The organism is Bacteroidales bacterium (assembly GCA_018334875.1).
In the GTDB taxonomy this organism is placed as follows: Bacteria; Bacteroidota; Bacteroidia; order Bacteroidales; family UBA12077; genus JAGXLC01.
Genome location: JAGXLC010000088.1, coordinates 1 through 13720 on the forward strand (window position 1 = coordinate 1; position 13720 = coordinate 13720).

14 protein-coding genes are annotated in these 13720 nt (G+C 40.5%); 11 read left to right on the forward strand and 3 right to left on the reverse strand.

The genetic code is table 11. The features are described from left to right. Positions 1 to 564: 564 nt before the first annotated feature. The 7 genes from KGY70_09190 to KGY70_09220 all read left to right on the forward strand — a co-directional run bounded on the left by KGY70_09190 (position 565) and on the right by KGY70_09220 (position 8021). Positions 565 to 1251 carry a TonB family protein gene (locus KGY70_09190; GenBank protein MBS3775350.1) on the forward strand — a complete coding sequence of 229 codons (687 nt, stop codon included), beginning with the start codon at positions 565 to 567 and terminating at the stop codon, positions 1249 to 1251. A 274-nt stretch (positions 1252 to 1525) separates the two neighbouring features. After that, on the forward strand, positions 1526 to 2548 hold the full coding sequence (locus KGY70_09195; protein ID MBS3775351.1) for a flippase-like domain-containing protein: 1023 nt from the start codon (positions 1526 to 1528) through the stop codon (positions 2546 to 2548). Positions 2549 to 2692: 144 nt separating this feature from the next. Further along, positions 2693 to 6343, forward strand: coding sequence for an OmpA family protein (locus KGY70_09200; protein ID MBS3775352.1), 3651 nt, complete (start codon positions 2693 to 2695; stop codon positions 6341 to 6343). 346 nt (positions 6344 to 6689) lie between these two features. Continuing rightward, positions 6690 to 7358, forward strand: coding sequence for a hypothetical protein (locus KGY70_09205; GenBank protein MBS3775353.1), 669 nt, complete (start codon positions 6690 to 6692; stop codon positions 7356 to 7358). Continuing rightward, on the forward strand, positions 7355 to 7576 hold the full coding sequence (locus tag KGY70_09210; GenBank protein ID MBS3775354.1) for a hypothetical protein: 222 nt from the start codon (positions 7355 to 7357) through the stop codon (positions 7574 to 7576). The genes KGY70_09205 and KGY70_09210 overlap by 4 nt, the downstream gene beginning before the upstream one ends. After that, complete coding sequence (locus KGY70_09215) at positions 7531 to 7743, forward strand: hypothetical protein (protein ID MBS3775355.1); 213 nt, start codon at positions 7531 to 7533, stop codon at positions 7741 to 7743. The genes KGY70_09210 and KGY70_09215 overlap by 46 nt, the downstream gene beginning before the upstream one ends. Further along, a complete protein-coding gene (locus KGY70_09220; GenBank protein MBS3775356.1) occupies positions 7698 to 8021 on the forward strand; it encodes a hypothetical protein in 324 nt (107 codons plus the stop codon). Before KGY70_09215 ends, KGY70_09220 begins: the two co-directional genes overlap by 46 nt. Before the next feature lie 152 nt (positions 8022 to 8173). On the opposite strand, the gene KGY70_09225 is transcribed toward KGY70_09220, so the two are convergent. After that, entirely contained in the window at positions 8174 to 9448 is a 1275-nt protein-coding gene (locus KGY70_09225; GenBank protein MBS3775357.1) for a DUF5103 domain-containing protein, read from the reverse strand. 178 nt (positions 9449 to 9626) lie between these two features. On the opposite strand from KGY70_09225, the gene KGY70_09230 reads away from it, so the two are divergent. The 3 genes from KGY70_09230 (at position 9627) to KGY70_09240 (ending at position 12130) form a co-directional block, all read left to right on the forward strand. Beyond that, positions 9627 to 10298 carry a YggS family pyridoxal phosphate-dependent enzyme gene (locus tag KGY70_09230; GenBank protein MBS3775358.1) on the forward strand — a complete coding sequence of 224 codons (672 nt, stop codon included), beginning with the start codon at positions 9627 to 9629 and terminating at the stop codon, positions 10296 to 10298. 33 nt (positions 10299 to 10331) lie between these two features. After that, positions 10332 to 11309, forward strand: coding sequence for a dihydroorotate dehydrogenase-like protein (locus KGY70_09235; GenBank protein MBS3775359.1), 978 nt, complete (start codon positions 10332 to 10334; stop codon positions 11307 to 11309). A gap of 311 nt (positions 11310 to 11620) precedes the next feature. Further along, entirely contained in the window at positions 11621 to 12130 is a 510-nt protein-coding gene (locus KGY70_09240) for a YfiR family protein (protein MBS3775360.1), read from the forward strand. A 137-nt stretch (positions 12131 to 12267) separates the two neighbouring features. On the opposite strand, the gene KGY70_09245 is transcribed toward KGY70_09240, so the two are convergent. Both KGY70_09245 and KGY70_09250 read right to left on the reverse strand, forming a co-directional pair. Further along, the gene (locus KGY70_09245; protein ID MBS3775361.1) at positions 12268 to 12429 is read right to left on the reverse strand and encodes an AraC family transcriptional regulator; all 162 of its coding nucleotides are present in this window, start codon (positions 12427 to 12429) and stop codon (positions 12268 to 12270) included. Positions 12430 to 12782: 353 nt separating this feature from the next. Beyond that, on the reverse strand, positions 12783 to 13205 hold the full coding sequence (locus KGY70_09250; protein ID MBS3775362.1) for a hypothetical protein: 423 nt from the start codon (positions 13203 to 13205) through the stop codon (positions 12783 to 12785). A 222-nt stretch (positions 13206 to 13427) separates the two neighbouring features. Here KGY70_09250 and KGY70_09255 point away from each other — a divergent pair. After that, positions 13428 to 13720, forward strand: a 293-nt coding sequence (locus KGY70_09255) for a hypothetical protein (protein MBS3775363.1), incomplete at its 3' end; no start/stop codon positions are given.

A 13720-nucleotide genomic window follows, 5' to 3' on the forward strand; every position in this document is an offset into this window, starting at 1 on the left:
ATAAATCCAAAGCATTGGAATATTATAGACTTTTTATAAGCGAATTGCCACCCCAACAGCGTTCAGAGCATGAAGTAAGTAAGAAGGGCATTGTTATTACTTATAGAAAAGTAGCTGAAGACAATATTAAAAAACTGAAGAAAGAACTTTTTTTCCAGGGAGAACTTGATTAAACTTGGTATAATAAGGAGGGAATAATAATTTAAAATTCCCATAGTGAGTTTGTTTCCTTTTTCGCCAGGGATAAGGAAATTTCTGCAAAATATATGGAGGAGATCATCGAAATTATGAAACAGGAGCTGAAAAAATAACAATCCATTGATATCCTTTCTGATTTAACTTTTTAATTGGTGCCTTTTATATATGGGGGTGATATTAAATTTATGTTAAATTTTCTAAATATATCATCATAATTGTAGGGGTGAATTGGTGATTTTTTAAATTTGCACCCTGTTAGCAATACAATGTACTTGTGTAATTGTCGGGTCGAAAATTTTAAACAAATATTGTTGTGTATTTGTTTAAAAGAGAATGTTTGGGTGATTATTTATAAAATGGAGTGCTATGCAAAGAAAGAAAACAAAAAAAGCGGATTTGGAAAGGAAAAAAGGCCTGTTTCTGGAAATAGGGTTTATATTTGCCCTGGGTTTGATTGTGCTTGCTTTTGAGTGGACTACCAGACCTGGAACGACAGAAGGTTTTCAGAATCAGGATGAGTCCGATATTGTTCAGGAAGAGATACCGATAACCCGTCAGGAAAAGAAAAAGGAGCCACCACCGCCACCACCCTCATCCACCGAAGAACTGAATATTGTGGATGACGATGTTGATATTGAAGATGAGCTTAGGCTGGAGGAAACTGAGGCCGATCAGGATACCGAGGTCGCAATTGACGCTTTTGCCCAGGAAGAAGAGGAGGAAGAAGAGGAACAGCAGACTTTTATGATTGTTGAAGAAATGCCCGAATTTAGAGGGGGCGGAATAGATGCGTTCCGTAATTATGTTCAGAAGACTGCGGAATATCCCACAATAGCCCAGGAGAATGGTATTGAAGGAACGGTATATGCCAGATTTGTGGTGGATGCCGATGGCCAAACCAGGGAAATTCGAATCCTACGCGGTGTAGACCCCTCGCTTAATAAGGAAGTGATACGTGTGATATCCAATGCTCCGGGATGGGAGCCGGGTAAACAAAGAGGTCAGGCCGTAAGGGTACAGTTTACCATTCCGGTGGTGTTTAATTTGAATTAGGGATAAAAACAGGACAATTCATTATTTATATTTTAGATACAGACCTGGCGGGGATGATTTACCCCCGCCAGGTCTTCTTTCATGTACCCGTTAAAACATCCCAGTAACTATGAAAGGGAAGAAATAGAAAAAGTATGGCTTTTTTAGCCGATTTTGAATATATATATAATGATCTTACTCTGCTTGTCCCGGAAGGAGGGATAAGAACCATGGTTTTGTTTTTGTAAAAGTAAAATTCCGGTGTATATTCGCAGATGTTAAAAGAAGAAATGGGATGAAAAAGACACACCTTTTCAGGACATTGATATTTCTGATAATTGGCATTGGCATATTTATCTATATTTATAAAGATTTGCAACTGGATCAAATTGGGAATACCCTTAGTTCACTTAAATATGAATGGATTGTATTATCAGGGATATTTGGTCTTGCCAGTCACTTCGTCCGTACATTACGGTGGCAGCTCCTTATCGAACCACTGGCCCACAAACCCAATACATTGAATACCTATCTGGCTGTGCTTATTTTGTATTTGTTTAATATTTTGATACCCAGGGGAGGTGAAATCGCTAGGTGCACGGCTCTCAACAGATATGAAAAGATACCATTTCCAAAACTGCTTGGAACAGTAGTAACTGAGCGTTTGTCAGATTTAGCCATATTTGCACTCATTTTAGTCGCTCTTATAATATGGGATTCCCCCGTTATTGATAATTTTTTTAACAACAATCCCAGGCTTGTAGATGGATTCCGGAATACCATACACAGTGAATATTTTTATCTGACTTTATTGGTTATAGCAGGAGCAGGTTTCTTTATTTTTTATTCCCGGGGTGGTTCCAATTCAACATTGATGGACAAGATACTGAAGGTCAAGGAGCAGTTTCGCGAGGGGATATCCACCATTTCCAGGACAAAGAGTTCGCTGTTGTATGTTTTTTATACTTTGTCTATCATCTTTTTATGGCTCTTAATGCTATATGTCGTATTTTTTGCATATGAGCCTACCTCGAACCTGTCTTTTAAGATAGCCGTTATTACATTTGCGATCAGTTCATTTGCTTTTATCTTGCCCATTCAGGCTGGCATCGGTGCATGGCACTACCTTGTCATTCAGGTTTTGTTTCTCTTCGGTATTGATAAAGATATCGGGGCAGTATTTGCATTGATTGCCCATACTTTTACCAATCTTATTTTTTTGATTGTCGGAACGGTAGCTTTTATCATTTTACCCCTTGTTAACAGTGAAAAAGAGTCCGTCAAGCTTAAAGATATAACCCAAAGTAAAGAGATATAAGGGTTATTAATTCGCAATAAAATTTTTTATCTTTCAAAATTTGAATGAGAACAGTTAATCCAGTCGTATATTTATATGTGTTTCTATGATGCGCTCCGTATATTTTTTCTGAAGGCTTTTTCTGTAGTGAAGAATTTGCTTTTTATGTTCTGTTTCATTGGATTGGTGCCCTTTACCGTCGAAGCCCAGTTTTTCTCTGTATATGATATTGAGAAAGAAAATTATCCGGTTATCCGGGCCCGTTATTCATATATAAAAGAAGGCGGGGAGCAGGTATATCAATTCAGCAGGAAAGATTTGAATGTGTTTGAAAACGAAGAAGAGGCACAGATTCTTTCTTTGAAGGAGCCCAGAAAGACATCTCCGAAAAAGCTTTCAGCTGTACTTACATTCGATGTATCCAGTTCAATGAATAAAGAACGTATGGAGATTGCGCGGGCAGCGGGCTTAAAATTTATTGAACTGTTGCCCCTGGAAGTATCCGAATGTGCTATTTCCAGTTTCGACCACGGAAACTATCTGCATTCTGATTTCACCCATTCGGAACAGCGTTTGAAAGAAGCCATTAAAACACTGAAGCCTCAGGGAGGTACCAACTACAATTCCGGCTTTATCAATCCTTATGCCGGGGCTTTTCAAATTGCAAAAGAAGGAAAATACAAGAAGGTGGTCATTTTTTTAACCGATGGATTGGGTGGTGGAAATGAATCTGAGATCATCCGCCAGGCCAGGAAGCATGATATTGTAGTTTATCCGGTTACCGTAGGATTAGGAATGCCCGATATATTAAAAGAAGTGGCCCTGAATTCGGGAGGCAGGCATTTTGGTGAAGTTACCGATACTTCTGAAGCCCAGGAGATATATAACCAGATATTGCTTAATGCCCAGTCTGTAGAGCCCGGTGAAATAACCTGGAGAAGCCCGAATGGATGCCATGAGCATATCAACACTTTGTTTTCCTATAAAGAACATACCGTTGAATTATCTTATAAACTTTCTGACAGGCAGCGTGTAAGACTTGATATCGATCCGGCATTCATTCAGTTTCAGCCTTCAGAGAATGGGTTGAATTCTGAAAATATTGAACTTTCCGCCATAAATTCAGATTTTACAATTCAGGATATTGTACTGGATAATAAAGAAGAAGGTTTTTCACTAAGCGATCCTCAATTTACTCCTTTTCAGATAAATAAAGATTCTACCGCAGGTATAAGCTTAAATTATGATGAATCGTCTGATAGTGGAGCCTTCACACCAATAAGGATTATCAATGACCGGTGCCCCGATTATTATATTTATGCCAAGGCCGGCAGTGGATCAGGTGCTGCCAGCCTTGAACTGATTACGCCCAACGGGGGCGAGTTGTATTCAGCCGGCTTAAAGGGAAATTTAGAGTGGAAAGGAATTTCTGAACGCGACAGTGTTGCTGTTTGGTTTTCATCTGATCAGGGGGAAAGCTGGAGGTCTGTTGGTACTGCCGGTGGTTTGTCTGATGAATGGAAAGTCCCTGCCGTTCGGGGATCAGATAATTTAATCCGGATTGAACAAAGCAAGTCCGGTTCAGGAGCCAGGGGTATAGAATCTTTGCTAACCCTGAGTGGCACTGGGTATAGTGCACATAATGCCCGTTTTGCCGGGAAGGGCAGGTACATTATTACTGCCGGAGACGATCATTCTCTGAAATTATGGAATTCAAATACAGGCCAATACATTCAATCCTTCAAATTTCATACGGATTGGGTGTATGATGCGGTGGCCAGCCCTGACGGGAAAAAAGTTGTTTCAGCCAGCGATGATGGGAGTGCCATGATTTTTAGCCTCGAAGGCGGGGGCGTGCAGCATCGGCTTTCAGCCAATTATTCAGGCATCAATAAGGCCATCTTTTCAGATGATGGATCGGAAGTTATTACGGCAGGCGATGACGGTGCGATAAGGATATGGGATGCCAACACCGGCCGCCACATATATGGCATCCGTGCTCACAGGGATTGGGCAATCGATGTGGATCAAAGTCCGGATGGAAATATCATTGTTTCAGGAGGTGATGACGGGATGATCAGAACTTTTCGCTATAATCCTGAGACAAGGGGACGCAGAACCTATGAGCATTCTCTTGCAGCTCACACGGGATGGGTAACAGATGTAGAATTTAGTCCCGACGGAACAAAAATTATCAGTGCATCCAGGGATGGAACAGCCCGGTTGTGGAATGCCCATACGGGTTCACTGCTGCATACATTCAGTCAGCATGATGATGAAGTCTATTCCGCTGGTTTTAGTCCTGACGGGACCCGCATATTAACCGTGGGCCGCGATGGTACTTTGCGTATATGGGATCTGCAAAGCAAACATATGGTGCACATGTTGGAGGCAGAAGAAAATAAATGGTACAGAAGAGCCTATTTCGGGCCTGAAGGCAATCGCATCATCACCATTAACAACGAACGTAAGGTGAAAATATGGGTGGTCAATGATACCGAACCTTTTCAGAAGGATAAGTCCGATGAACCCTTTCAAATTGTATCTCCGAAACCTGCCCTCAAAGAAGTAGACTTTGGATCCCACATTACCGGCGTATCTGTTGATACCCTGATCAACAATTTTTTCCTGAACTCTACGGACCATTCTCTCAGGGTCCGCAATGTTTTTATCGGGGGGGATGACGGGACTGATTTTTCCCTGGTTTCCGGACATCAACCCTTTACGCTTCACCCCGGAAAATCAAAAAATATTGAGCTGAATTATTCACCCCGCTTGACAGGTACCAGTGAGGCTTATCTTGGCGTCGTCACTCCTACGGATACTTTAAAAACTTCGCTTCTTGGCAAAGGCATAGAGAAAGGTTACAACATTCCCGCAGACCAGTTAAATTTTGGTAGTGTGAAAATTAGTCATCAACGGGATACTTCATTTGTGTTTATAGAAAATACCGGAAGTACCCCATTGTCTGTCGGGGATTTTGGTATTGAAGGAGCCGGAAGTTCTCAGTTTGATATTACAGATGGTATAGAGGGCCAACGGTTGTCTCCGGGTACATCACATCATATTAACCTTGCTTTTAGTCCTGCACAGGGCGGAAGATCGGGTGCCGTTCTGGTTTTTCGGGTGGATGATCGTTTGCACAGGATTCATTTGTTCGGCAAGGGCTTGGCGCCCCGGGAGATTCATCTGGAGGGAAAAGTGTTAACCCAATCCGGGCATCAGCCTTTATCGGCATCTATTCAGAGTTTTGACTCAAAATCCGGCCGTTTGCTGGATGAAACCCAATCAGGTAATGACGGCCGATATGCTTTCATTTTGAATCCGGAAAGAACATACAGAATCGTAGCGGATAAAGAAGGGTATATTCCCGGTAGCATTCATCTGGATCTCACTGGAACGCCGACGTCAGAAAAAATGGTAAAAAACATTTATCTCCCTGCAATAGATTCAGGTTCGACTGTTGTATTGAATAACATTTTCTTTGAATATGCGAAAGCTCGTTTAACACAGAGCTCCCAGGCCGAACTGGATCGTATGAGCAGATTTCTGAAGGACCATCCGGGCATTACCGTTCAATTAACGGGTCATACCGACAGCATCGGTTCCCGGCAGAATAATTTGACATTGTCAAAGCGCAGAGCCGATGCCGTCCGGGATTATTTAATCGAAACAGGGATCAGCCCTGAAAGAATGACTGCTGAAGGATTTGGTGAAACGCAACCTGTAGCTGAAAACGATACACCGGAAGGACGGCAGAAAAACCGGCGGGTGGAATTTACCATTACGGGTCGTTCTGATTCTTTAAAGCATTAAGTTTGACAGGAAAGGCAGAATGAAACCCGCATGCATCTTGTAAAAGATGGAGTGGATGATACAGTAAATATTGTTTATCTTTATTGGATTTTTGGCTAAACATTGTTTGTCTATAAAGTCAAAGAGATTTGAAAGAGTCTCGTCTGGAATGTTCGCTGGCAAGGCTTGCGAGTTTTGAATGCCAAATGTAGAGACGCACGGCCGTGCGTCTCTACCAGATGTAATTGACTGGCATGAAAAACGAGCGTAACGCAGCCAGCGGATATTATAGACAGACTCTAAACAAAACATGCGGTTCAGGTGTACAATATGATGTTTAGATTTTAATTAAAAATGGACTTATTTTATGGAATATAAAGTAAAAATACTGGAAGTAAATCAGATAACTCATGACGTTAAGGAGTTTATCACGGAAAAACCCAAAGGATATACCTATTTACCCGGACAGGCTACTGTGGTTTCAATCAATAAACCGGGACTGGAGAATGAGAAACGTCCTTTTACTTTTACTTCACTGAATGATCAGGTGAATCTGGAATTCATCATAAAAATTTATTCTGAAAAGCATGGAGTTACAGATGCCATGGATGAATTGAAAGAAGGTGATGAGCTGGTGATCAATGAACCCTGGGGGGCCATAAAGTATAAAGGGCCGGGATATTTTATTGCCGGAGGGGCAGGCATTACCCCGTTTATTGCCATCCTGCGCCAATTGAAGAAAGACGGGAAGGTGGACGGTAATATGCTCTTTTTCTCCAATAAAACCAGGAAAGATATCATTCTGGAGGATGAATTAAAGGATATACTCGGCGACCAGGTTATTTTTACCCTGACCCGTGAAAATCAACCCGGTTACCATTACGGTTATATTAATGAGGATTTTCTGAAGAAACACATTAAAGACCTTAACAAAGAATTTTATATATGCGGTACCCCCGAGATGACGGACGAAATCAATAAAACCCTGGAGAACCTGGGTGCATCTCCCGATTCAGTGGTATTTGAAGGAAAATGATCTCGGGATTTGGTATTTTCCAGCTCAGCGATGACCTTTTCGGGCAAATCGCTGGGCGTTTCGATCTCCTGAATGATGTTACCGATGAAGTAAACGATCCTACCGATCTGGTTGATGGTGTCACCGATGAAGTGGATGGCTTATCGATCTGGTTGATGATGTTATCGATGAAGTGGAAGGTCATACCGATCTGGTTGATGATATCACCGATGAAATAGATGGCCATACCGATCTCTTAGATAATGTTACCGATGAAATGGATTGTCATACCGATCTGGTTGATGGTGTCACCGATGAAGTGGATGGCTTATCGATCTGGTTGATGATGTTATCGATGAAGTGGAAGGTCATACCGATCTGGTTGATGATGTCACCGATGAAGTAGATGGCCATACCGATCTCTTAGATAATGTTACCGATGAAATGGATGGTTGTACCGATCTGGTTGATGGGGTCACCGATGAAGTAAAAGGTCATGCCGATCTGGTTGATGACGTTACCGATGAAGTGGATGGACATACCGACCTCTTCGATGGTCTCACCGGCCTGTTAACAGAACCTTCTTTTAATGCCTCACGCCCCGGCTGCTTGTGGGCAGGTACTTGGGTCGAAGAAAAATATGATGCCTTCGCTACCCGACTGATGTACTGTAGATACAACTGAATGACAACTGAATGACAACCGAATGACCAATGACTATAAACGTCAACCAGGGACCATTAAATCAACTATCGGCCTTATCATCAAATCTTCAAACTCTTTTTCAAACTCTTTGTCAAACTCCTGTCAAACTCTTTGTCAAACGATCAACCCCTTCAGTAGGCCTTCTCAGATGAATTAATCAGTGTATGCCCAATCAGCCGGTCATAACCTTTTTTATAATCGGTGTAGTATATATAAACCATATAATCGTTTTCCGTTTGATAATGGTTTCCTGAAATGTAAAAAGGTTTGACTTCTTCTTCGTTGGATTTGAAGGTATATTTGTAGTCGTGATATCCTTGTTTTAACAGCAATCTTTTTTCAAACACTTTCCTTTCATTATTAAATATCATTCTGTTTTCCGGCTCACAATTCCAGTTGTTGAAGGCGCCCGTAACGTAAAATTTGCCACCTGCAGCGGAGTGTTCGGTTTTCAGCGTAAAATATACATACACATAATCGGCCTCGGTATCCGGATTTTCGCTGTTTTCACTATCGATTTGAAACCGACCGTTCAGGTCTTTATTGTTTTTATATTGCTGGAAATTTCTGTCTTTATCTGTTTCCAGCAGAAAATGAAAATTGTTTTGTTCGAAATTGATTTTTTTAATATGGGCACCTGCATAATCGGTGGTTTTGGTGTTGAAATGGTGAAATTCATTTCCTCCTTTAAAGACCAGTTTTTCATTCATCTCGTAGGAAATTCGATTACCATTCATAGATGAAGGATTCAGGGATTCATACAGTTTTTCGTTGTGGTAATTTTTTTGTACAGCAATTTTGAGATTGTTGTTGGGGTTGTTAAGTTGGATGTTTCCCGTTTGCAGAGATAGATTCAGTTCCTGGTTGGGTTTGTTCCGGCTCATCCGATTGACGCTTTCCGTTTCTCCTTTAATGCCAATGATTTTCTCGCTTACCCTGAATTTTCGTGTTAAAACAGTATCCTGCGGATTGTTATTGGCATACACCATAAGCATGTAGTTCCCCGAAGATACCGGTTTCATGTTTTCATTGGGGATGTTGAGCTCATAGTGTGTGTATTGTCTCAGCGTATTGAAGGAACTATGTGAATTATAGATCTCACTGGTGAATTGCCCTGAAAGATAATCGGATTCAAACAGGTCCGAGGGTTTCCAGCCGGCATGACAATGTATAATTTTATAGGAAAAGTTTTTTGTGCCTCCATCCATATCATCAAAGCTCAGGGTGACCTTTTCTTCTGAATTCAATCTGATGACAGGCGGGGAGAGGGGTTCGTTCATTTTATGCATTTTGACCGTACGGATATTTTCCCGGTTCACTTTTTCTTTTAGAGGCTGGGAGAAGGCAGGTAAAGTGAGAATACCGATGATCAGCGACAGAACAATGGATCTTGTGAGATTTTTCATACCTTAAGAATTAAACATAGCAGGTGCTAAGTTAAAAAATCATTGGTTTTTATTGATCATATAATTGCTCATTCATTGTGCCATAATTTGTTAATTTAATGCAGCGATTGAATGAGAATCCATAAAATTAATTTCATCCTATTTTTATTAATTTTGTTCAATATTAATCATTTGAAATATGGGTATAGCGGAGAACATTTATAAATTTAGAAAGGAGCTTCCCGAAGGGGTAAAACTCGTAGCCATTACCAAGACCAAGCCTAACGAAGATATAATGGAAGCCTATCAGGCAGGTCATAAGATATTTGGTGAGAATAAGGTTCAGGAATTGGTCAGCAAATATCAGGATCTGCCTAAAGATATCGAATGGCATATGGTGGGTCACCTTCAATCCAATAAAGTGAAATATATTGCTCCGTTTGTTCATCTGATTCACGGAGTCGATCGGCCCAAACTTTTTAATGTAATTGATAAGGAGGGGAAAAAGAACAATCGTGTGCTGGATGTTTTGATGCAGTTTCACATTGCCAGGGAGGAAACCAAGTTCGGATTTAATTTACAGGAAGCAAAGGAGTTGCTGGATTCCGAAGCTTTTAACAATTATGATTTCATAAAGGTAAGAGGCCTTATGGGAATGGCTACTTTTACTGAGGATATGGAACAGGTAAGAAGTGAGTTTCGGGAACTTGTAAATATTTTCAATAAACTGAAGGAAAATTATTTTCCCAATGATCCGGCTTTTAAAGAAATTTCCATGGGCATGTCAAATGATTACCACGTGGCCCTTGAGGAAGGCACCACCATGGTGCGTATAGGGAGTTTGATTTTTGGGAAAAGAAATATTCATTAATTTTACGTCGTCTAAATACAATAACAAAATAATATGATCAATACAGAAACCACGTATCTCGGTACACAATTAAAGAATCCTGTTGTAGTGAGCAGTTCGGGTTTATCCAATACCGTTGACAAAATCCGCAAGATAGAGGAAAACGGGGCCGGCGCAGTGGTGCTCAAATCATTGTTTGAAGAACAGATCAATTATGATGCGGCCACACTGGCAAAAGGTACAGACTATCCCGAGGCCATGGATTATGTAAATTATTATATCAGAAACAATTCTGTGGAAAATTACTTAAAACTGATCCGGGAAGCCAAGGAGAAGGTATCCATTCCTGTTTTTGCCAGCATCAACTGCATTTCCTCCAAACGATGGGTTGAGTTTGCCAAACAAATTGAAGAAGCAGGCGCCGATGGCTTAGAGGTTAATGTGTTTATCCTGCCCCTGGATAAAAATGCAAAAGCCGATAAGTATGAGCAGATCTATTACGAACTGGCCGACAAATTAAAGGATACCATAAGCATTCCCTTTGCCTTCAAGCTTAGCAACCATTTCACCAATCTTGTGGGTGTAGTGGAAAGGTTAAATGCTTTGGATGTACCGGGAGTAGTGCTTTTCAACCGTTTTTATGAACCGGATATTGATCCGGAAACCATGGAATTCACTTCTGCTCCCGTCTTTAGTTCTCCAGCCGACTTGCGCCATTCTTTAAGGTGGGTGGGCATTGTATCTTCCAAAATCCATAAGATCGATATTGCAGCAAGTACTGGTGTGCACGACGGTAAGGCTGTAGTGAAACAATTGCTTGCCGGTGCGGATGCCGTTCAGATCTGCTCTACCATATATAAAAATGGTTTTGGCCAGATTAGCAGGATACTGGAGGAATTAACAGAATGGATGGAAAACCATTCTTATGAAACAATTGACCAGTTCAGGGCAAAATTGAACTACCGAAACTTGAAGGATCCTTTGGTTTATGAGCGTTCACAGTTTATGAGGTATTTTTCCAGCATTGAGTAGTTGCGGAACCGGTATCTTCTGGAATTGTACTGAATTCATTCTCTAATATGTAACAGCTTACCTCTGTTATTTTTCGGGTTGTATCGCCTTATAATGGAAGACCTGATAAATTCCCGCCATTAGTCTGTTCTCAGGCAGTAAAAAGAAAACAAGTAAAAAGTTTCAGTAAATTCGGTGATTTATCTCACCGGCTACTGCTTAGAAAGATCACCACTTTATTCGTCTTTATTTAAAAGTCTATATTCAATTTTACAGCAACAAAAATTCAGAAATATCGAATCGATTACATTAACAATAAAAAATCATGTATTATGAAAAAGCTACTACTACTATTTATTGTACTGTTTGCTACTGGCTCAGGTATTCAGGCACAATCAGGAATTGCAGAAGCCAAAGCGAAGTTCATTTACAACTTCACCAAATTCTTTGAATGGTCACAATCTGGTCAAAGTGGAGATTTTGTAATTGGTGTGCTGGGGTCGAACGACATTTACCAGGAACTGGAAGACTTTACTGAGGGTAAAAAAGTCATTACCAGAGATATTAAGGTTGAGCGATTCAGGGCAGCCGAAAATGTCAGTGATTGTCATATTCTTTTTGTTTCAAGTGTCCACAGTAAACAACTGATTGGTTTGAACAAAAGATTGAGTTCCAATACACTGCTGGTCAGTGATAGTGAAACAGGCATAAAGCGGGGAGCTGCTTTGAATTTTGTTCTTGAGGACGATCGGTTGAAATATGAGTTTGCGGCTTCTCATGCCAAAGATAAGGGATTAAAGTTCAGCTCCCGCATCAAGGATATGGCTTCAAAGAATTATTAATTAAACGTTGCTTTTTTTGTTGTCCTCATAGATCAGTTCCGTTCATTTCCAGGTATTTGGTTTACCCGGATTTGTTGCTAGATTAACGGGTGTGGGTTCAGAAATGAATCTACACCCGTTTTTCTTGTATTTGAAAATTAACCATACGCTTTCCTGTATTCCCGGGGGCTTAACCCCGTAATTTCCTTGAATTGTCGGTTGAAATTGGCTATATTCCTGTACCCGCTTTCAAAACAAATCTCTGTAGGAATACTTAGCCTGAGTAGGCCTTTTACCTTATTGATTGTCAATTGATTCATTGATCCCGGGATAATTAATTCGGTCAATCACAAAATTTATTTCTCCGAAAGGGTTGATTCTTGGAGTGCCCTTTTTCTGTTTTTATCATGTTGTTGAATTTGGCTGTAAGTTAATGATAATATTTTTGTCATCATAAATGATAATTCAGTTGACTGAAAGTGGATATTTAAACTTCAAGATAGATATTCAGTGGACTGAAAGCATGTCAGTGACATCCACAATGCATATTCCGGCCCGGGAAAGTAATTACTTTTCGTATAAAATCCACGTTATGGCGAAGAAAAGTATATATCTTAACCAGGATATTGCCCTGGCAGAGCAAAGAAAGTATGTTCGAAGATCAATGATTCATTCATTCCACCAACAGGGTATCAACCGTATAGGAATATGAATTCCGCGTTACATAAAAGACATAGTTGCCTTTTTGTCTGGTAACCAGATCAATTATGGTATCCGCGGTAACGACCACCTGCGGGCATGTACCATGGCTTTCATAATCTCCTATGGCTTGAAGTCTGTAAAGCTGGGTAGCAACGGTATCGGTATCGCTGTTGGTCTGAGGGGGCACGCTATCGAGGCTGAAACGCAGATTGCTCCAGCAACCATTGTTAGCCTCTGCCGTTGCTGCTATTTGAATGGTATCGGAAATTTCTGAACTGTCCGGGATGGAAAATTCGGTTATGGGCACTACATCCGTGGTTCTGATATAACTTCCGTTCTCCTCCATACAGGAAACGGCCAAAAAAATAAGGGACAAATACATTAGTGTTTTCATGGTTTTTTGGTTTTTGTTATTATTACAATATTTTATGGGTTTTGGTTTTGAACTTCTGCAGAAGAATAGGTCCGATTATTGCTTCCACATTGTAAAGAAACAAATTTTTTCGTCTGTTATTTAATCTCTACGGAATATATTGTTAAAACGCTGCGTGTTAAAGCAGACAAAAAAGATATTGTAGAGGCATTAACAGGATATGTTACGGATCATCACCGTTTTATGCTAAAAACAATATTATCCAACATTTCAAAGATAGAAACAACACTGGCAGAGACAGAGGGTCAAATTGAAAAAGTTATTGAACCCTACAAAGAGATCATTGAGCTATTGGAAACGATTCCCGGGGTGGCATATAATGGAGCTATTGGAAAGGGGGTATCCCTGTATACGCGGATTAATATCAACAACATGTATAAACCGGGGATCATTGAAGAAACTAAAATATTTTGGCAAATTTACATCAATGAGATAGGTTTCATTCATGTTTTAAGAGGCCTTAAGGGGATAGTTAA